The following is a 21,579-nucleotide window of genomic DNA, read 5'->3' as shown; positions in this document are numbered from 1 at the left end:
GATTTAGTTGCGCAGAACAAGTCTAGCAATTGTGCACTTCTTCTTTGGTTTAGCTCATTAACTATTTTGTCATGTTCCTTATTTTGAATAACAAAAATATTGCCACGCTCAGCTTGGTAGACTGAGTACTTTACTTTTGAAAAATGCGTCCAAGCGACACACGCTAAGCCAACCATCAACCAGAACCCTTGGCCCGAAAGTGAAGATTGAGAATAAATAGCATAGCCTAGTTGTATAGCGCCTAAAGCTATCCATAAAAAACCTACATTTCTGAGCCAATCGTTTTGTTCAATTTTAATAATGCACTTTTTAGGGAAGTCAGCATAATTGAAATCAGTGTCTCCGGAACCACTCTTATCTTTGTACGCGAAATTGAAGTGATCTTTTTCGAAAGTAAAAGTGTGTTTGACGGATCTTTTCTTTTGTACAATTTCCATTTCAATAATCTCAATTTTAATTTAATACATCTCGCCTGAATAACAGGCTTAATAATGTTCCTTAGAATAATTTACGCAAGTACAAAAACCAACTATATTTTCCACAATGTTTCTCTTCTTTTATCTAAAACACCTTGATTTCTTTGCGGCTATGGCCTTTTTATCATGCAAAATCAGCTAAAAAATTCTTAGCGAAGTAACAAGCCACCAAAAAATAATATCTTTAACACCCTTTTGCTCAAGCTACCTTATAAAGGATGTTTTCTTGTTCAATTTGCAACTAAAGCTCACCTCAGTGCACTATGCAACGCCCATCACTGGCACTGCAATAGGGTGCTCAATACTCAGGATTATTAGTTTTGACCAATTAAAGTAGCACCTTGCTTGCAACCCTCTATATAAATATTTGTTGACGACTTGAGAGGCTGAAAAAAGAAACTACCCAGTACGCACGACTGTTTTGAATTATCTTCTATTGTCTAAAGCCAAAGAAGATTCATTTTTATGCGCATTGAACAAGATTTATGCAGCTTTATAGCTAAGGCAGGTATACTGATTAGTAGCTTAGCCAAAACGCAATTTAATCATATACAGCTATTCAGCATAGAGTTCAGCCGTTGTAATCAATTAACTTTGTTTAAAGCCACTTAACTTATGCGCTTTTCAAACACCAAATATAATTTCAATAAAGTGGATAATAACTTTAAAATTACAACTTAAAGTTATTTTCAAATGCACCTTTAGTTTTTTTCAAGTTTTAATTTTAACAATTTATATACTTTAAAATCAGTACCTTTGACACACCTCACCGAAAAACCTCTAATCACTTCCCCTTTAAGGTATTGTAATAATTGATATATAAAGACATTACTGATAGCTTGGCTCAATTATTGATTTAGAAGGCTTTATTACAACCCAGATAATTCCAAATAATACAACAAACCACATTGAAATACTGGAATTTGAATAAAGCTCTAAAACCTTTTAGCGAATGCAAGAACACAATAAAAAGGTAAAGTCAGACACAAATTACATAAAAAATTATGTAAAAGAGAGTTTTCGATAACCCAAAGTGAATATTTTTTAAATTTATAAGGAGAGATTTAATGAAAAAATTAATCGCAATGTCGTTCTTAATGGCTGGTGTATTTAACGCAAGCGCTAATTCAATTTCAACGCTTGAAGTCGAAGCAGCACAAAAAGGCTGGGGCGAAGGGATCGTAAAAATTGGACAGGCAAAAGATCCTAAAAAAGCAGCGGTTAAACACCTAGAAGAGTTTTATGCATTTGGACAAGGCCAAGTTCTATTTAAACCTACTTTAGCTTCTGTTGATCAATTCAGAGGAACTAAAAAAGAAGCATTGTCTTACTTTGTTGGTCAAGATTTAGCTGAAGATAAAGGTTTTGCTTTAGCGCCCTACACCAAGGTTCGTTGGGAAAATGAAGGCATTATTACAGATGGCGACTCTGCAATATCAATGGGCAACTACTTCTTTACTAAAACTAACGGCGAAGAGATAAAAGTTGAGTACTCTTTCGGTTATATAAAAGACAAAAATGGGAAGCTAAAAATCAATTTGCACCATTCATCTTTACCATTCAACCTTCAATAAAACCTCTCTAATTTATTATTTAAGCGCAGGAATACTGCGCTTAAATAACCTCAACCAACTCGATTAACACCTCAATAAATCACCATAAATTTATGAGTGACACACCAATATTATTCTGGTAAATTTAACAATTATTGAAACGGATTTTATTTTTGGTAATTAACTCGCCCTCATGAGTTATCTATATTTAAAGTTCACTTACCTAAAACTAAAAAACTTTAAATAAGGAAATAAAAATGAAGCAGTACTTTTTGCTCTCTACACTAATATTAGCCACTGGCTGTGCGGGAACCTACCAAGCCCCAAAAAGTCAAGAAAAGACAATTACAGCAAGCCACAATAAAAGCATCAATGAAGTGCTCAACTCAGCAAAAAAAGTACTAATATTAGAGGGATATCAAATTCAAACACATGATGACCAAGCTGGTATCATCTCTACCTCACTGAAAAACCTTAAGCTGAAGCCAGAACAAGCTGACTGTGGTACAACAATGGGCATAGACTACCTCAAGGACAAACGTACTAAGACAGAAGTCGCTTTAAGTATTATTGTCAATAATGACTCCATTATTGTTAAGTCAAATATTCATGGTGAATATAAGCCAGGCAGTGTTGCAAATGACATCACTTTAACTTGTATTTCTAAAGGGGATATTGAATCAAAGATTCTTGACAAAGTCCTAGGTTAAAGTAACTTAAATATCGTTCTTACAAAATTACGGTCGCGGCCTTTGATAGATAAACACAAGGGGACCCGACTGTAATTTTTACCGCACACTTCACCAATAAATCAAACAATTTGAAATCACTTAATGGTTTTGTAAGCCAGTATCACCTCAACGTATTATAGGGAAAAATTTAAACTAATTTAGTTAGAGGAAATTATGCCACTTCTATCAAAAAACTTTACTTTGATGGCCAAGTACAACCAATGGATGAACGAGAAAATCTATGGCGCAGCAGATATCTTAACAATAGATGAGCTATCGAAAGACCGTGGTGCCTTCTTTGGCTCCATTTTAGCGACGCTGAATCATATTTTAGTTGGTGATATCATTTGGCTAACTCGGTTTGCCACACACCCTGATAAATTTGCTGCCCTTGAGTATATGGATAGCATCGAATACCCAAGTGCACTTGATCAGATTATTTATCCTAACTTTGCTGACCTAAAGAAAGCGCGTTTTAAGATGGATAATGTCATTATAGAGTTTGCATCACAATTGAATGACAAAGCGCTCGGCAGCGAACTCACTTACCTCAGTACAAAAGGCGAGCACTTTAACAAAAATTTCGGCTACCTCGTGCAACACTTTTTCAACCACCAAACACATCACCGCGGCCAGCTCTCCGCACTGCTGAATCAGGCAGGTGTAGAGATAGGTGATACGGATTTGCTACTTATCATCCCTGAGCAGTAATTTGCGTTCAACTTGATAAGCTTAGAGTTAAAAGTGGTGTAAGGATATTCACACTTCAGTGTGCATGTTATAATTCGCCTTTATTTCTCAAAAGATGATATTTGTTTTGTCTCAGCCGCTATTTTCAACATTACCGCTATCAAGTGCCCTTTTAGATAACCTAGATTCACTCGGCTATAAAGCCATGACCGAGATCCAAGCACAGACGTTGCCTAGGATATTAGCCGGCGTCGATCTTATTGGACAAGGGAAAACAGGATCGGGCAAAACCGCTGCATTCTCGCTTGGACTATTGCACAACCTAAACGTTAAACGCTTTCGTGTACAGGCATTAGTCGTATGCCCAACACGAGAACTGGCTGATCAAGTTGCGGTAGAAATTCGAAAACTTGCGCGCGCAATTCACAATATCAAAGTATTAGCACTGTGCGGTGGAGCGCCAATGGGCCCCCAAATTGGTTCTCTAGAGCATGGCGCACATATCATCGTTGGTACACCTGGTCGTATCGAAGAACATTTACGCAAAGGCCGCCTTTGCTTAGACGAAGTAAACACTTTCGTATTGGATGAAGCGGACCGAATGTTAGAAATGGGCTTTGAGGATTCAATTGAATGTATACTTGACCACTGCCCTAGCAATCGCCAAAACCTACTTTTCAGTGCGACCTATCCGCCTAAAATTGAGCAGTTGGCAAAGCATGTTATGGATAACCCTGAAAAAGTAACGGTCACAGCAACCCATGATCATGCCTCGATTGAGCAGTTCTTTTATGAGGTCGAGAGCAATGATGTACGATTAGAAGCAGCTCAAAAACTCCTGTTAAAATTCCAACCAAGCTCTGCCGTGGTATTTTGTAATACGAAAGCTGAGTGTCAAACAGTGTGTGATAGCTTAAAACACCTCGGCTTTGATAGCGCAGCATTGCACGGCGACTTGGAACAAAAAGACCGAGACCGCACACTTGTGCGTTTTGCAAATAAAAGCTTAACCATATTAGTCGCAACAGATGTTGCTGCACGTGGCATAGACGTTGACCACGTAGACATGGTGCTAAATTACCATATAGCCCATGACCCAGAAGTGCATGTTCACCGAGTAGGGAGAACAGGTCGTGCAGGTAACAAAGGCGTGGCTTGTTCACTTATGAGCTATAAGGAGTCCCATAAGGTCAACGCCTTGGAGGACTATTTAGATACGCGCATTGAACCTACCGACATGCCATCTGACGATGTCTTAAACAACCAGATTGCCCGCGCACCTATGATTACGTTGCAAATTGATGGTGGAAAAAAGGCGAAACTCAGACCAGGAGATATTTTGGGAGCCTTAACCGCGGATAAAACAATTTCTGGCTCGCAAATCGGTAAAATAAAAGTCACGGCGATGACTTCTTATGTCGCAGTAGAGCGTAAAATCGCCAACAAAGCACTTAAGATGATCTCAGAAGGTAAAATGAAAGGTCGCAATTTCAGGGCAAGAAAGGCTACGCAATAACCTTACCTTTAAAAGGAGACCACCCTTAATATTGGTCTCCTTGTTAAACTATTCGCGTCACAGGTTTATTTTAGTCTGCTCAAATAACCAAAATAGTATGTGCAAGATAGAAAAGTATAATAATTAGAGTAACTTGAAGGTCTCAAACTGCGTATTTTGTTGGCTATCCAACGCAATCCACCCACCTATTACTGGAGCACCACTTTAAACCCCAACAATAAGCATCTTTCCCTGTGCCATTCCCTCTCGTTCACAACTCAAGTCCATACGGCTATCCAACGGGTATTTATAAATCATCTCAAGCTTAGGATGAATACTATGGACACACTTACAACTTCTGACAAATAAACTCATCTTGCTTTGATTGTCTACAAATGCGTATGCCGTTTTACTCAGAGCTTCTTTACAGGCAGACATAATGTCGTCGTTGATTTGATTCATATGAATCGCACGCTGTGCCTCTTCAGTGGGGATAATTTTAACGCTACTTGCCAATACGCACGCAGCATACACGTCTAAAACACCAATAACGCGCACTTTTTGGCTACCTCGTTCTGCATAAACGACCATCACACAGGGAAGCTTTCCCTCATCAAGCACTTGTGACCGAATCGGTTTTAGAGTTAAATTCTCACTTATGTTTTTCTGCATCAATCTTTCTAGTGCATCGGTTTTTGGCAACGCAAGGCCTTCTTTCAAGGGCACTTCTTGTTCACTAATAAACTCTTGGGCCTCTAATTCCAGTACAAGTGGTTTTATGGCCTCACACAGTTGCTCATCAGAAAATGGCTTGGGCAAGAAAAATGCACAACCTAATGATTTTGCATACGAAATTTGCTCTTCGTCATCAACGGTTGACACCATGCCTACTGGTATCTCAGGGCTTTCTTCAACGACAGACTGTAGCAACTCAATACCTGTTTTATCTGGCATGTGCCAGTCTGTCAGTATGATGTTTGGTTGCCAGTCACTCACCAATTTTAGCGCTTCATCCACGCTACTTGCACACGACAAGAATAGCTTTCTATATCCAAACTGTTGAAGTCCTCTTCGGATGATTTCACAAGTTGCGTGGCTGTCATCAACTATCAAAACTTTCACATCCACCCCTATTTTAATTTTTACTATTCAGTATAGGCAGAATTTTGTACTAAAACTAAACTTATCTTATTGATAATAAATGCAGCGAAGATTATCACAGATGCTTCCAATTGAAGTTTACCAATACATTGCCCTTAATTTCGGACTACTAATACTTGCAGCTTGGTTTTATATCTTGTTATTGATTTTGAGAGAGTTTAGAAAATTTGCTGGCATTTTCATGTCAGGAAAAGGTGTAAACACATCAGACTCCGAAGAAGTGATGGCACTATGTAAAGACTCTGTAGACAGAGCAAGTCAATTTAATATTCAACATGAGCAAACCATTTCAGAACTATTGCAAGTTCAAACTAACCTAGAAAGCCAACTCGCACACATACGTGCCTCCACAGCTGACCACATTACCAAAGAAGAACAAAGTTCAATCAATGAGTTAAATAAAAAACTGTCTCGTTCCCATAAACTTATTCGAAGGCTAAAAGGCGACTTGGATATCAGTGGCAAAAAGCTCAAGTATGCTAAGTCTAAACTTGAAGATCAGTTTCAATCAGTTGGCACACTGCAAGAAGAAAATAGCAGTTTACAAAGAGAGATTGAGCAACTGAAAGTAGAGATCCAAACGGTTCACCAATCTGCTGTTCCCTCAAACGAGCAAGAGATACATGCAATTGTTAAACAATACGAAAGACAAATTGAAGAACAAAACCAGCTCATAGAGCAGCTTTCCGTGGAACAACCAGAGCATGATGGCGAAGCACTTCAGCAGGAGCTACATCAAGCCAAACAAAAAATAAAACACCTAGCCAAAGAGAATAAATTTATTGAAAGTCGCTATTTAGAAGCCGTTAAACAGGCTGATGCAGATAAGGCTAGAATACAAAAACAATAAACTAAGCCTGCCGATGACCTCAACTTTTTAAACTCTTTACTGTGTTACATGGCTCAATATCGGTTTGCCAAAGGTCTGCTACATAATCGATAAAGGCTCTGACTACTGGCAGTTGATAACTGCGCGACAGATAGACAGCCCATAACTGACTGCTATTGATATTGTAGTCAGTTAATATTGGTACCAGTTTACCCTGTTTTACATATGTGCGGGCAATATCATAAGGCAATAAAGAAATGCCAGTTCCATTCATTGTCGCTGCAATAATTGTTGTGACGTCGTTACATACTAAAGGTCCTGATACCTTCACTTCGTAAACTTTGTCATCTTTTATACATTGCCAAGTATCGTTGCTTAAATGTACCAAGCATGCATGGTCAACTAACTCTGTGGGAGTTTTGGGAGCTGGGTGCGTGGCTAAATAACTTGGAGAAGCACATATGCAAGCCCCTATTTTCATTAAAGGCCGCGCAATTAAACTCTCATCCGGTGTATTGGTGTAGCGCAGCGCTATATCGATACGTTCCTCGACTAGATTAGAGAAGCTATCGCTGCCATGGATATCGATTTTCACATTTGAATTTTCGGCTAAGAACTGACTAACAGCATCAATTAACATGGTTTGCGCAAAACCAATCGGGCTAGATATTCGAATAGTACCGCGCAGTGCTGAACTATCCGCATGACTTTGCACGATGAGTGCGCTGGTTTCATCTAAAATCCGCTCAAAACGGATCAGAGCTTGCTCCCCCTGCTGTGTAAGGCTTACTTTGCGCGTGGTCCTGTGTAATAACCTTTGCTCCAGCCACTGTTCTAACTCTTGTACATGCCGAGATACTTGAAGGCGGCTCAAACCCAGTTTGTCTGCTGCTTTAGTAAAACTCAACAGGTGTGCTACTTCAACAAAGCTTTTAATTGCTGTGATCCTATCCATTTTATTGCATCTATTTTTGATGCAAACTGCATCAATTATTCAAGATTATTTCATATTAGTTTTCTTTTAACCTAAGTACAACTCAATACAAATCAATGAAAGAGGAAAAAATTATGAAACTAGTTGTACTAGGCGCATCAGGTTGGATTGGCAGTCATATTGTTGCAGAGGCAAAGTCAAGGGGCCATGAAGTAACCGCCCTTGTGCGCAACACAGAAAGCTACGAAGTGAGCGATGTAACGGTTAAGCACTTCGATTTAAATAACTCAAATCAGGACATAGAGCCTCTTATCTCTGATGAAACAGTCTTCGTTGCAGCAATTGGTGGACGTGCGCTTGGCAACCATGAAATCGTTGCAAAAACCGCTTCACAATTGCTTGCAAAGTTACCAGCGACAAGCATTGAAAGGCTAGTCTGGGTCGGAGGCGCAGGCTCTCTTGAAGTTGCGCCAAATGTAAAACTACTTGATACCCCAGAATTTCCACCAGAATACAAAGATGAAGCCATTGCGCAAGGCCAAGCGTTAGACGTTTTCAAAGACGCACAAGCTACACTAAATTGGACATACATAAGCCCAGCTGCTCAAATCTACCCAGGAGATGCCGCAAGGGAATATCGCATCGGTTTTGAGCAACTGCTCACCGATGCAAGCGGAGCAAGTAAAATAGCCGTATCCGATTATGCTATTGCATTTGTAGATGAAATTGAGAAAGGCCAACACATCAATAAACGAATAGGTATCGCCTATTAAAAAGTCTATCCAATCCAGTGAAACGAGACGCCTATCCTCAGTCAATATCTGAAGAATAATCGCACTCTTTGGGCTGATTCCATATCAGCCCTTTATTGTGCCAACGACATTACTTGGAAGCGTTATAAAATGGAGACAAGTTAACTGCCTTTTTGAAAGTCGATGCCACTTTTTGGTACATCGCCGCAAGGCAACAGCTCTGGCTACCTACCAAAGCACTGCCAGATATCTGCTTACCTCTTATTTGCCAATACGTTGCTACAGGCACGAAAATTTAAGGTTTTCAATCGTAACACTCAATTACTGAAAAGCTATTTCCACTAGGATCTATAATATGTGTCATCTTTGCCCCCCAAGACTACTCCTCAGGCACACCTGTAAAACGCACACCTAGGGCTAATTTTTGTTGATAAAAATCGTCGATGTTTTCAACTTCGACGCTAAACCCTAGATATCTTTCAGCTTCAAATTCGCCTTTTTCCTGTGGCTCCAATAACACATCAATGTCACCGAGTTTAAAACCAACCACCCCTTCACTTTCGCTGCCAAAAACTTTTCTGAGTTGCAGTTTATCCGCATAAAACCGAGCAGACTCAGCAATGCTGATACAGGGAATTCGAATGGCACTTAGCTTCATCATCACTCTCACTATCTTATAAGAAACAATAAAGGAGCCATAGGCTCCTTTATTCTAACGTGCGTGTTTGTTACTGAGTACGCTAACTAGCAGCGCAGGTAAGAATGTCAAACTCAGTATCATTGAGAATACAATTCCGCACAACACAATAATACCGACCCCTCGGTACAACTCGGTACCATCACCAGGTATAAAGACCAAAGGCGCTAGTCCAAACAACGTTGTTGCGGTAGACATTAAAATGGGTTTTAAACGCGTTGCCACTGCTTGCTTAACAGCAGCGACAACTTCCATACCTTGGTCAACAACCAATTTTCGAGTTTGGTCTACTATCAAAATTGGGTTGTTTACCACAGTTCCCAACAGAATTAGGAAACCCAACATAGTGATCATATCGAAAGGTTGATGGAACGGCGTCATACCAAAATTGGCCAAAACTGCATTCACACCATTCACCGAAATCAAACCTAGTAATCCACCAGCCATACCAAGAGGTACTGTGGCTAAAATGAATAATGGGTAACGCCAGTGTGTGAATATGGCAACCAGCAATAGGTAACTTAGTACCAACGCAACGATGAAGTTACTCGACAATGATGCTTGAGTTGCTTCAAGCTGATCTGCCGCGCCACTGATTGAAACTTTTGTACCCTGGGCTATTTTGCCTTGCTGCCAAAGTGTTGGTAACAACTCTGTACGGACAATCTCTTCTGCCGTTTCCAGAGCCACATCTCTTGGTGGAATGATATATACGGTCACCGTCCTTTTACCATCTACACGGCGAAGGCTGTCACTGTTTTTACTTTCGACCAAATCGGCTAAAGCACTGAGTGGCAGTACGTCACCAGATGGTGTCACAATTGGGGAGGTTGCAAGCTGCTCTATCGTTTGCTGCTCCTTCTGATGACTGAAAATAAACATATCGATTTTGTCATCATTAAGAATAAACTCATCAACATAGGCGCCATCACTGAGAGACGAAATAGTATAACCAAACTCGTTTGCACTGATCCCTAATTCAGCTAAGCGTTGCCATTTTGGTTTAATCTCGATTAGCGGCTGATCTAAGCTCAACGCGCGAGGATCAGAGTTAATTTGAGGGTTATCAAATGTAAGCTGTGCTTGCTGATATACCGCTTCGGCCGCGCTGTATAGATCGGTTAAATTACTGCCCGCAATATCCACTGCAACGGCTCTGGTACCACCATCATTACTAGAGATGATCGACCCTCGAGCAGAGAAAGCTCGCATTTTGTCGTAACTTCTAAACTTGGCTGTAATGGCATCCATCATTGCTTGAATATTATCTGGATCAGTCGGTGCACTAAGGAACCAAATGCGACCAATCGATACAGACATTGAATAGTACGCAAGTGGTGGCATATCTGTCTCACCCTTATCGAACGCTTCGCTTGGTGCGTTTACATACCCATTGAAATAAACACGTAGTTCATCGCCTATTTCTTTCATTTCAGACAAGTTATAGCTCGGCGGCGCGATCATCATAGAGAATGCTTTTGGCTCTTCTCCCTCAGGTAGATATTCAGCAGCTGGCATTAAAATGTATGCAGCTCCTAACGTAATAACAATAAACCCAGCGGTAATTGCAGACGCTCTCGCTTTCGTGGCAACACAAAAAGACACTAAGCCAAGCCAGCGCTTTGAAAGTGAAACTGTTTTGATCTCTTCTTTACGATTGGGTAAATTCGCAAGCGTTGTAGGGACGATGAAAATCGCAACCAACATCGAAGCTATAATGGCTGACGAGACTGCAATTGCAATGTCTGAATAAAGCTGACCCGCTTCTTGCTGCACAAACAAAATCGGCGCAAATACTAGCACTGTGGTAGCTGTGGACGCTAAAACTGCTGGCCATACTTCTTTAACGCCTTTAATCGCAGCGTGCAATTTACTGGTACCACGCTTGTTGGCTTGCACAATCGCTTCAAGTACCACAATCGTATTATCGACCGTCATACCAATTGCAAACGCAACGCCGGCCAATGAAATAACGTTGATCGTACGATCAAATAAGGTCAATCCAAGGAATGCTGCGATGGTACAAATTGGAATTCCGATCACCCCCACTAAAGTAGCGCGGCCAGAACGTAAGAACCAAAACATAACTAAAGTAGCCAAAAGTGCACCAAGCGCTAAATTAGTCCATACATTTTTAAGCGAACTTTCAACGTATTGTACGTCATCACTCATCAGAATTAATTCAAGGCCATTTTGGGCAAGCAACTCTTGATTTATTTGCTCAATAACCGGCAACATTTGCTGCTTAATATCGATTACATTCGACCCACTCTCACGGCGCACAGAAAGTCTTAGCGTGCGCTCGCCATCAGAATAAGATATTCCTCTAAGTTCGAAGTGATCCAATGAGATAACGGCCACATCTTTTAATTTAGTTGTTACGCCACCTCGCTCGGAAACAATTAAATTATCAAGTTCATTGAGCTGTTCAAAACGGCCAACCATACGCAATAAATAACGACTCGGGCCACTTTCTATATCTCCGGCTGAGGCATCACGGTTACGTGCTCTAATCGCATTTCTTAAATCGGTCACGCTTAAGCCGCGTTGTGCTAGCCGACTAGGGTCAACATTGATTTGAATTTGCCTTGCAGCACCGCCGCCTACGCCCACCTCTGACACACCTTGCACACTCTCCATACGAGGTCGAACAAAGTCTTCGGCAAAATCTCTTAACATATCTACATCTAAATCCAGTGGATTGCCAGACTGGGGTTTGAGCACAAAATGCATAAATGCGTTAGATGAAAACGAACTAGAATACAATCTCGGCTGGTCAACATTTTCTGGGTATCCAGGCACTTGACTAAGCGCGTTGTTTACCCGGATCAGAGCATCATTGACGTCTACACCAAATGGAAACTCTAGCTGAATTCTAGCTGTTCCCATATTCGAGTAAGAAACCATTCGTTTCAAGTTAGGCAAACTTCGTAAATATCGCTCTTGTTCAACAAGGATTTCTTTTTCAACATCTTGCGGCGTTGCCCCCGGCCAACCTGTCTGAACGGTAATAGTTCTAACTTCGAGATCTGGAATCATCTGTACAGGAATTTTAAGTGCAGTCACTAACCCTAAAATACAGATGATCAAAGATATCACGGCAACTAAGGTACCGCGCTTTACGGCGCTTTCAATCATATGTTTTAGCCCTTACTAACCGTAATCTCACTGCCACTTTTTAGCAGCTGTACAGCGGTGACAATAATGGGAGAGCTAAGCGCTGCGTTATCACCTGAAACTACCGAAATCATAACTTGCTCACCACGTTGTTCGAGGATCCTAACGGTGTGTCGTTGCGCTATATTTCCGTTAGCTACAAACACACTTAAGGCACCATCTGGGTGATACTTCAGAGCAGATTTAGGCACCCAAATTGCCTGCGCCCCCACACTCGGTAACTCAAATTCGACTTGCGCTGACATACCTGCAACAAAGCCAGCTTGACTAGGAACTTCAACATGTACAACAAAGCTACGGGTAGATTCGTTAATCACAGGTACAATCGCTTGGATGCGGCCTTTGATCAGTTTGCTTTGGTCATAGTCTGGTTGAATAACCAGCTCAGTAATACGACCATTTGAAAATGCATTAATGTATTCTTGGGGAACAGCAACACTAAGTCTCAAGTCATCTACTGATACGAGCGTCAAGGTGTGTGTTTGTGTTGTGACCCATTCGCCTAAGTCTACATCTCGCTTCATCACAACTCCCGAAAAAGGGGCAAACAACGTCTGTCTTCGGAGTGTTTCTTTGTTTACCGCTAATGTCGCGTGTGCTTTGGCAAGTTCGGCTTTGCCTGCTGCTACACTTGCTCGGCGCTCTGCAAGTAAAGTAGGCGCAACGAATTGTTTTTTAGATAATGATTCAACTTCTTCTAACTGACGCTTGGCCTCCAACAAAGCAACTTCGGCAGACTCAAGCGATGCTTGGCTTTGCTCTAATTCAAGTTTCGCGAGGGTTGGATCAAGTTTTAGCAAAGCTTGCCCGCTTGCAACCGCGTCACCTACTTCTACTAATAACGCATTTACAACACCAGCTTCCAAACTTGCTAGCGTCGCGTTTTGCTTTGCTTCTACTGTGCCACTTAAGAGCAGTTTGTTCTTATATTGAAGCTCTTTGGCCTGAAATACAGCAACTTCTACAGGCGCACTCCATGTAACAGTTGACCAACTTAACAACACAAAAGTCATCACTACTGATACAAATGCAGATTTACAGTGCATCTTTTACACCTCAAATGATTATTATTTTTGATAAGATACTACGAATGAGTTTGCCGAACGTTTAAATTGCGACAAACTCACTAATCTAGAAGGTAACGGTCAAAAAGTACATATGGCTTTGGCAATAAACCATATATTGATAACTTTTGTTACCACTTTTTATTCTATTTACAGTTTAATGCATTGACCGTGTAAAATGTGTGAATGACACACTGCCATACCCGTATCTCAAATAACGACTCTCCTACTCACTTAATGCTGGCATTAGAGTCTGACCGTCACCATCCACTTTCGAGAGCAACTCAAGGCCAAGCACGTCCGCAACCATTGGATAAATATCAAGGTTATTAACCTCTGGTAACGTCACACCACTTTTGAACGCGGGGCCATGCGCTACAAAAATTGCTGCCATATCTTTACTATAAGAATATCCGTGAGTACCTCTATAACTTACACGCTTGTAGATGCCAAAAGTATAAGGCGGCTTGGTTTCAATGATTATATCTGCGGTTGTTTCATCAATTGTGACTCCGCGCTTGCGCAGTACTTCGTGACTGAGCACCTCAAACCTTCCCAAGCTTACTTTAGATAACTGTGACTTAAGCTTTTCAATGTTTACATTTGCATTCTGCTTCTTATATAAATGTGTTCTGGACCCACCATTTTTCACTTTGAAGTCATCTAAATTAAATGATAGCTCGCTGAGTATAATCGTTTTAGTTGGGTCGACCGAAGCCATACCGTGATCGGACACCAAAACAAGATTTACATCGTGGTCAACTTCCGACTGTAGCCGTGTCCAAAGTTGGCCAATTAACTTATCTACTTCTTGAACAGCATCATAGGTTTGTTTTGCATCCGGACCAAAATCATGCCCCATATCATCCACCAGAGAAAAATACCCTGCCACAAACCTTGGTCTTTGAGACTTCGGCAACTGCAACCAATTTACCATTTGGTCTACGCGCTTTTGATAACTTCCATGCTTCGAATAGTGCATAAAATACGTTGGTGTTCTGCCATTAAATCGAGCATCAGACTCAGGCCAAAAGTACGTAGCAGCTTTCACACCTTGTAGTTCGGCTAGGTTCCAAAGAGGGATACCATTTAACCAAGTGCTATCTTGCAGCCCTTGTCCCATTTTGTAACATTCATCACGGCGTTTATTGCAAAAATAGTTTCCTATAATTCCATGATTTGACGGCAGTAACCCTGTAATAATTGATAAGTGGTTTGGAAAAGTCTTCGTTGGGTACACTGGACGCATATGAGTTGCACGTACGCCTGTATTTGCAATACGCGCAATATTTCTCGCATTATGCTTTTCAATATAGTCCCATCTAAATCCATCGATAGAAATTAAAACGACAGTTTGTTCATTTTTATTATTAGCAAAGGAGCTAAAAGATAAAACCATTAATACCATAAAAAACAATATAGAAAGGTATGACTTCATTGTTATTCTCATGAATTTAAAATTGCAGACACTTTATATTGCAAAGATTTCAAATTGGAAGGTCTAAAGACCTAAAAATGCAGATTTTAAGAATATTTTAAATATCAATATAAAAAAGTCGTGGCACCGCCACGACTATTAGATTAGTAACTGGGTTATATCAGCGTCGTTGTTTTTAAGCGTAACAACAGCATGAGCACCATTTATTAAAGTTAGATTTGGCGCTAAGTGACTCACATCTACATCATAAATTACAGGAATTGAAAGCTGTCCAAGTGCCATTTCAAGCGCTTCAATGCTACTGAGTGGAGCTTGTTCGTTATCTGTTACAGCATTTCGACCAATTAATATACCTGACGCTTTATTAAATGCGCCCCGCAATTTTAACCCTTGTAATGCCCTAAAATATTGAGTTGGGGTTAACTCCGCATTTTCCAAGTAATATATGAGGGGCTCATCGGTATTAAATTCAGGATTAAAGTACTCAGAACCATAGAGTACAGCGTGAATATCTAAGCACCCACCCACCAATCGCCCCGAAAACGTCACAGATTCAGACGAATTACAATGTTTATTTAGCAGCTTCCACTGAACAGGTTCTGTTAAACTAAAGCAAGCATTTGGCTTTTTGCTGTAGTCAGCATACTGTGCCTCATAAAACTTCGCATTTGATTGTGTAAAGCTACTGCCCATAGATAAACTCAAATGCTCAAAAACTTTAGATGTTAGCGGGTCAGTTTGATTCAAACTCAACTGCATCAAATTTGTACAATGGCATGTTGCCCAGCCTAGTTTTGAATATATTGCTGATAGTAAAGTACTGATATCAGAAAAACCAAGCAACCACTTTGACTTTGCCTGCTGCAATCTGTCCCAGTCAATTTCATCCAGTAAATCCATTGCAATCTCTCCGCCCCATGGAGCCATAATTGCATCAATGCTGTCATCACACATAAACTGCATTAACTCGCGCAGTCGGTGCTCTCGTGGTGCGCTAACATGTTTTTGATTATCCCTAAGACACTGCCCTTCAAGCACTTCAAACCCTCTAGTGCGTAAATCATCAAGTACTAAATCTAAGCGCGCATGTAGCGGTTTTGGAACGCCAGAAGAAAAAGCTGTAATGGCAATTTTACTTCCTTCGGTTAAAGGGCGGGGATACACCATAATTTCTCCTTACTTTTTATTATTTGATAATTAATTGACAACAAAAATAGCCCCAAAAGTCGCAAAATTTAGATAATCAGCATCAAATGTGAAAGTAAATAAACTCAGCGTACCAGTTAATATATAAACAAAGTGTTAAAAAATGAATTTTATAAATTATACATTTAATGGTTTTTCTTTGTAACAGGCTGAAATTAAACAAAACATTTTCATTTAACATTACTTCAAAAAATATATGTATTGCAACATAAAAATACGCCCAACTTAATTCCCAAAACTTCTGTACGAATTTCCACCATTTACTATGCTTTAGTGAGAAAAATACAGAACCATACATAATCTGCACAGATTGTATCGTGCGTTTCAAGAGGAACAATAATATGTTTTATTCATGCAAACGGATGCATCTTGTCAGTACTTTGGTGCTATGTATGCTTGTTGTAAGTTGTGGCGGTTCGTCTGGTGGTGATTCTGGCTCCCCTTCCACTCCATCACCTACACCAACACCTACACAGCCACAAAACAATGCACCAACAGTTTCAATTAGTGGCGAGAACACCATCCAAGAACAAAAAGAGATATCATTAACAGCCGAAGCGAGTGACAGTGATGGTTCGGTTGAATCCTATTCATGGCAAATAGTTTCTGGGCCAACGGCAACGTTGCAAAACTCTGCCACCAAAACAGTGACTTTCATCACACCGGACGTCACTGAAGACACCTCTATGACGCTTAGGGTGACAGTAACAGATGATGACAGCGCCACAGCAAGCGCTGACTTTAACCTCAGTGTGTCGCGAATTGTCAAGTCAGTGACGATTACGGGGCTGGTCACTGATGGCCCTATTCCAAATGCCGCACTAACACTGATTATTGGCGATAAAAACTTTGAATTAACGGCAGATGCTGAGGGGAAATATACCTATCAACTCGATGTTGACGAATCAATGGAGAATGATTTGGTGCGCATTCGGGCGAAGGGCGGTACCACTCAATCCGAAGTCGAGTTTTACTCTCAATTACCTAGCTTCGCTTCAATCCAAGCACAGGCTGGTGAAGATGGCATTTTGGATAAAGATGATAACTTTGGCGTCAACATTACAAATGTTACAACTTCTGAGTACGCACTAATAACCAGAGAAGTAGGCGTGCCTACTTCACAAAGTACACTCAATCAGGCATTGGTTGGTATTGATGCCGACGAAAAGCTAACACTCGCAGCATTAATTAAAATTGTCGTCGACGGAGAAGGTGACGACGCATTTGATTTGCCACCGGGTGTAAACTCAACATTCGACTTAGTATCGAGTCAATCTGCGGTTAATGACCTTACAAATACCATCAATGAGACGAGCCCTACTCTTATTGACTCGACTAAAACCCAAATCAAAGACGATGGTGATTTAGTTGACAGCGGCCAATCGGGAATTACAGGGGACTTCTTAATTGGCTCCACAAGCCGCTTTGAAGACTTGTTTCTAGAAGCCACTTTCAACTCAGACAGTACAGGCACATTTGCCGACTACTCCAGTGGCGACATTACTTGGAGCCAAACAGAGCAAGGAGTAGTCAACATAACATTTGTTGGCGATGTACGCAGTAATGGCTTCCCATGCTCAAACTCAGAGGGAATGCAATTTGTCTGTCAATTCAAATATAAGAGTGCCTCGTTTAACATCATTGACGAAAACCCAATCTCAAAAGCTATCAGTATTGCTTTTGTTGGCGATGAAATCACTGTAGTTGAAGAAGGAGAAGGAACAGTATTACGAAGCGATGTTTCACGCCCTGCAGAACTCTCCATGATTGATAAAAATAATACCATTACTCCTGACAGTGGGAAGTTCACTGGAGAATGGTACATCAATGCGCTTTACTACATCGATACTGGCTCATTTGCCAGTAAAGTCACCTTTAACACTGACGGCACAGGTAGTGCGCAAACTCCCACCTCCGAGTCACGTGCGATAACTTGGTCAATCAGTAATAATGTGTTGACCATTACGTTAGTAGCAACTGACTCATTGGCTGCTAAATCGTTCAAGTACTGGATGATTAAAGGTATTCACACAGGCTACCAATTCTGGGCGACAACAGAAAAAACAGAGTCAGAAACTCGCCGAAGACGCAGTGGCTTGATGCTCCCAGAAGAACAGATTGCACTGTCCGAAAGCGACGCTTTGGGCCGATTTAGGGAGTATTATGGCTCATCAGAACTACGCAACAATTTCATTGATAACTACATTAATGGTGCATCCTATGACTTTTTGAATAACTACTTAGACGCTTGGCACATTTCAGGGCGTACTCTATCGATGATGAACTTTCTCGATAGTTCATCTGGTACAGGGAAATCAACTCGACAATGCTCTGAAAACGCAACCAGCGAACAGTGCGTAGTCCAATGGCATCATAACATTGAGATAATATCTCGAAATAGTGATACTTGGTTTGGACGAGTCAGCTACCCGTTATCAAGTCCTAACAGCTCTAGGGTCGTTCAATATCATAAAGGACAGTCTACTCTGTCGCAATTTGACTATTTCTGGCTAGACAATAGATTCATGTATTTCATTGAAGACAGTCAGTTACTTTCAAATCAGTTTTCAGTTAAGACTAATGAAGACAATACAACGTCTCGCGTCGTCCTTACTAACGGTAATGAGATCGGAAGTTACTCCGTGGCTCAAGGCTTATTAAAAATTGATCAGATGGGATCGATTGGCGTTACTGAGCTGAATATGTTTGATAGAGATTATCTCAATGTGTGTGGATACCCAGAAGGCACCAGCTGTGATTCTGGAGAGGTACGCAATCTGTACTTTAACTCCGCTGTCGCATCGAGGGCATTGACACCACCAACGCCAGCACCTACTCCTCTTGCTATAGACGGAACTTGGTATGTGCCGAGCGAGCCAAACTTTGTGATTGTTATTCGCGATGGTGTTTGGGTACATATGGAATTAAAAACTGATCAAGACCCTCAAGGGTTTGCGGGACTAGAAATTGGTAGTTTGAGTTGGAATGAATCAACAGGCGAACTCACAGTATCCAAAGTCATTGATACCAATGGTGTGTATGGTTTTGACACAAACTTGAAGCACATTGCCACGGTTGCAAATAACCAACTCACGCTTGATGTCGAAGGCGAAAGTCCGACTGTTTTTGAGCGCCTCATTGACTCATCTGAACCAAGAGTTGGAGGATTTATTGAATATCCATTGAGTACAGATAAAATTTTCGTCAACGTATTCATGCCTGATAATAAGTTCTTTGAGGCTGAATATAATCCAGCCATGTCTGACGGACCTGGAATCAATTACGGTTCATATGTTTACAATTCAGAATCAGGGTTTGCTCAGTTAACCTATGAACTTAATCAGCTTAACACTGACGACACAACCTTCTTTATGTACCAAGCTGGGCCTGACGTCATACACTGGAAAGATGCAGATGAAGTAGGCGCAGTGGTTAGAGTTAAACTGAATGGTCCACAAACACAATTTGAGGCTTCAAAAATCAAATATGAGCGCTTTGCACTTAAAAATGGCGATACCACTCACTATTTAGACATGTATGGTGATGGCACAGCAGACTTTGTGACGGATGGGAAAACACGTGCCTTTACGTGGACACTGACTGTTGGCCAATTGAATTTGAAAGCCGTAACACCCAGTGCTGGGCTAGCCGTAGAAGGCTATGTTATTACACCTACATCCAATATTAGTGATGGCTGGAATGTGGATGTCACTATGCTGGCTCACCCCACCGTGGTAGACAATCCAGATAGTCCGGACCATCACTCTCGATTTAGCGGCACGCTTAGAAGATAACGTCCATTTGGATGGCGAGGCTGAATAGCCTCGCCAACTCATACTCAAGTACACTAAACGGTATGTATTTTGCTGTGATAATACATACGGAAAAGGGCGAGCTGTGAGTTATGAAATTAACACAAGACGAACTGGACTACATACATGAAGTGGTAGAGCGCCCCTATTTGGAAAAATTAAACAATCAAATAGATTTCGACTCTTTGCAAAAAACCAAAATCCAGCAACTTTTAGGGCAGCTGATCCTGTTCGATCCACTCAGTTTATTGCTATCACATAATCAACATGTCGCTCTGCAATCCTTTGATGCGAAGAGTTTTTTGAAGCTATTTACAAAAAGCCAAGCCGAAGAATTTAGCAATGAAAATGAAGCTGCCCTGCTTACTTTAATCGAACAATTACCTGAAATTATTGATGATCATGGTTTTCCCAGAAATTGGCGTTTTCACCCCACTCCACCAATCTCCATGAAACTGGCAAGTAACTGCGACAGCCCTAAGCTCACATTTACGGTTGAGAGCTTATCTCTATCTGGCGCATGCGTGATTACTTTTCCATTAAATAGTCTCATTTGCATAGAGCCCTTTTTGGGCGGGCAAGCCAGCTTGGAGTTAAACTGTGGGTTAGAAATAAACGTTCACATAGAACGAGCAGTTGCACGGGAAAAACATCAAGTGGCAATACAATTTACCCATGCCACACGCGCAAATCCCGTTTTGAAACTATTAGTACTGAGCCAATTTTTACAAAGTCGCTCACATACATAGTATTGCCAAGCGGCAAAAAGCTGCCGACCTAGCAGCTTAATATAAAGAAGTGATTTACAAGGTTTGGTACAACACTCTTGCGGCTAAAAGTAAAAAAGCAGTGCCAAGCACTTTAGAAATAACCGACTGGCGTGACTGTAAATTTAATTTTTGATTAGCAGATGATGCCGCAACAGAGACGAAAATAAACCATACCGCATCAATCGCAAACACGGTAAAGCACATTAAAAACGCCAAAGAAACTGTCATCGCTGCTGGATCTATAAACTGAGAAAATAAAGCGACAAAGAAAATAGCCGTTTTTGGATTGATAAAAGCGACCATAAAGCCTTCTTTTGCTGCAGTGATCCAGTTACTTGCTTCTCGCATAGTTTGGGCTTGCGCCTCACCATCAGGTTTACTTGTTAATATCTTATACCCTAGATAGGCTAAATAAGCGGCTCCCAAATATAACAAGCCAGTGTAAAGCATAGGAAACTGCGATATTAAGCTAGCAAGACCGAGTATAGACAGAGCCGCATAGCTCCCCACTCCAAGTGCGTGCGCCACACTCGCTGCAATACCTGATTTAGCCCCACCATTTATACTATGACGTAAAACGACCGCTAAACTCGGCCCAGGAGACATTGCTCCTAGTGTACAAATTAACGCCAAACTTAACCAAGCGGATAATTCCATACTCACCTCTTTGAAATTTTGAGCGGCGAGTTTACCGAAGTTTAGCCTGCTAAGCTAACAAAATTAAGAATCAACTATCGAAACTCGCTCTTTGCATAGCACAGATATTCCCTGCTGAGCCTATGAGCAACCAGCCA

At 41.0% G+C, this 21,579-nt stretch carries 17 protein-coding genes; 8 read left to right on the top strand and 9 right to left on the bottom strand.

Going from position 1 to position 21,579, the window contains the following annotated elements:
* Positions 1 to 437 (bottom strand): hypothetical protein (locus tag N475_RS16975; RefSeq protein WP_063365647.1); only part of this gene is annotated, 437 nt, incomplete at its 3' end.
* A gap of 1,106 nt (positions 438 to 1,543) precedes the next feature.
* On the opposite strand from N475_RS16975, the gene N475_RS16970 reads away from it, so the two are divergent.
* From N475_RS16970 to dbpA, 4 genes are all read left to right on the top strand, one after another.
* Complete coding sequence (locus N475_RS16970) at positions 1,544 to 2,050, top strand: hypothetical protein (protein WP_063358927.1); 507 nt, start codon at positions 1,544 to 1,546, stop codon at positions 2,048 to 2,050.
* A gap of 236 nt (positions 2,051 to 2,286) precedes the next feature.
* Positions 2,287 to 2,739: a hypothetical protein gene (locus N475_RS16965; RefSeq protein ID WP_063365646.1), complete on the top strand. Its 453-nt coding sequence runs from the start codon at positions 2,287 to 2,289 to the stop codon at positions 2,737 to 2,739.
* 195 nt (positions 2,740 to 2,934) lie between these two features.
* Positions 2,935 to 3,471 (top strand): DinB family protein, encoded by a 537-nt coding sequence (locus tag N475_RS16960; RefSeq protein WP_063365645.1) that lies wholly within the window; start codon positions 2,935 to 2,937, stop codon positions 3,469 to 3,471.
* Positions 3,472 to 3,577: 106 nt separating this feature from the next.
* Entirely contained in the window at positions 3,578 to 4,966 is a 1,389-nt protein-coding gene (dbpA, locus tag N475_RS16955; RefSeq protein WP_063365648.1) for an ATP-dependent RNA helicase DbpA, read from the top strand.
* Between the two features lie 204 nt (positions 4,967 to 5,170).
* Here dbpA and N475_RS16950 read toward each other — a convergent pair whose 3' ends face one another.
* Entirely contained in the window at positions 5,171 to 6,067 is an 897-nt protein-coding gene (locus tag N475_RS16950) for a response regulator (RefSeq protein ID WP_063358924.1), read from the bottom strand.
* Positions 6,068 to 6,146: 79 nt separating this feature from the next.
* On the opposite strand from N475_RS16950, the gene N475_RS16945 reads away from it, so the two are divergent.
* Positions 6,147 to 6,956 (top strand): hypothetical protein, encoded by an 810-nt coding sequence (locus N475_RS16945; RefSeq protein ID WP_063358923.1) that lies wholly within the window; start codon positions 6,147 to 6,149, stop codon positions 6,954 to 6,956.
* Between the two features lie 19 nt (positions 6,957 to 6,975).
* Here the strand turns inward: N475_RS16945 and N475_RS16940 are convergent, their stop codons facing one another.
* Entirely contained in the window at positions 6,976 to 7,890 is a 915-nt protein-coding gene (locus tag N475_RS16940; protein WP_063365644.1) for a LysR family transcriptional regulator, read from the bottom strand.
* A gap of 113 nt (positions 7,891 to 8,003) precedes the next feature.
* Between N475_RS16940 and N475_RS16935 the strand changes: the two genes are divergently transcribed.
* A complete protein-coding gene (locus tag N475_RS16935) occupies positions 8,004 to 8,642 on the top strand; it encodes an NAD(P)-dependent oxidoreductase (protein WP_063358921.1) in 639 nt (212 codons plus the stop codon).
* Between the two features lie 358 nt (positions 8,643 to 9,000).
* Here N475_RS16935 and N475_RS16930 read toward each other — a convergent pair whose 3' ends face one another.
* From N475_RS16930 to N475_RS16910, 5 genes are all read right to left on the bottom strand, one after another.
* Positions 9,001 to 9,282, bottom strand: coding sequence for a VOC family protein (locus tag N475_RS16930; protein ID WP_211270618.1), 282 nt, complete (start codon positions 9,280 to 9,282; stop codon positions 9,001 to 9,003).
* Positions 9,283 to 9,333: 51 nt separating this feature from the next.
* Positions 9,334 to 12,456: an efflux RND transporter permease subunit gene (locus N475_RS16925; protein ID WP_063365643.1), complete on the bottom strand. Its 3,123-nt coding sequence runs from the start codon at positions 12,454 to 12,456 to the stop codon at positions 9,334 to 9,336.
* A 5-nt stretch (positions 12,457 to 12,461) separates the two neighbouring features.
* On the bottom strand, positions 12,462 to 13,541 hold the full coding sequence (locus N475_RS16920; RefSeq protein WP_063358919.1) for an efflux RND transporter periplasmic adaptor subunit: 1,080 nt from the start codon (positions 13,539 to 13,541) through the stop codon (positions 12,462 to 12,464).
* 244 nt (positions 13,542 to 13,785) lie between these two features.
* Positions 13,786 to 14,997 carry an alkaline phosphatase family protein gene (locus tag N475_RS16915; RefSeq protein ID WP_063365642.1) on the bottom strand — a complete coding sequence of 404 codons (1,212 nt, stop codon included), beginning with the start codon at positions 14,995 to 14,997 and terminating at the stop codon, positions 13,786 to 13,788.
* Between the two features lie 138 nt (positions 14,998 to 15,135).
* On the bottom strand, positions 15,136 to 16,164 hold the full coding sequence (locus tag N475_RS16910; protein WP_063365641.1) for a S66 family peptidase: 1,029 nt from the start codon (positions 16,162 to 16,164) through the stop codon (positions 15,136 to 15,138).
* A gap of 431 nt (positions 16,165 to 16,595) precedes the next feature.
* Here N475_RS16910 and N475_RS16905 point away from each other — a divergent pair, with 431 nt between their 5' ends.
* Complete coding sequence (locus N475_RS16905) at positions 16,596 to 19,997, top strand: PKD domain-containing protein (protein ID WP_063365640.1); 3,402 nt, start codon at positions 16,596 to 16,598, stop codon at positions 19,995 to 19,997.
* A 110-nt stretch (positions 19,998 to 20,107) separates the two neighbouring features.
* Positions 20,108 to 20,764 (top strand): hypothetical protein, encoded by a 657-nt coding sequence (locus N475_RS16900; protein WP_063358915.1) that lies wholly within the window; start codon positions 20,108 to 20,110, stop codon positions 20,762 to 20,764.
* 54 nt (positions 20,765 to 20,818) lie between these two features.
* On the opposite strand, the gene N475_RS16895 is transcribed toward N475_RS16900, so the two are convergent.
* Positions 20,819 to 21,442, bottom strand: coding sequence for a LysE family translocator (locus N475_RS16895; RefSeq protein WP_063365639.1), 624 nt, complete (start codon positions 21,440 to 21,442; stop codon positions 20,819 to 20,821).
* Between the last annotated feature and the right edge of the window lie 137 nt (positions 21,443 to 21,579).

Source organism: Pseudoalteromonas luteoviolacea DSM 6061 (assembly GCF_001625655.1).
Classification (GTDB): domain Bacteria; phylum Pseudomonadota; class Gammaproteobacteria; order Enterobacterales; family Alteromonadaceae; genus Pseudoalteromonas; species Pseudoalteromonas luteoviolacea.
This window is presented reverse-complemented; position numbering and strand designations above follow the sequence as displayed.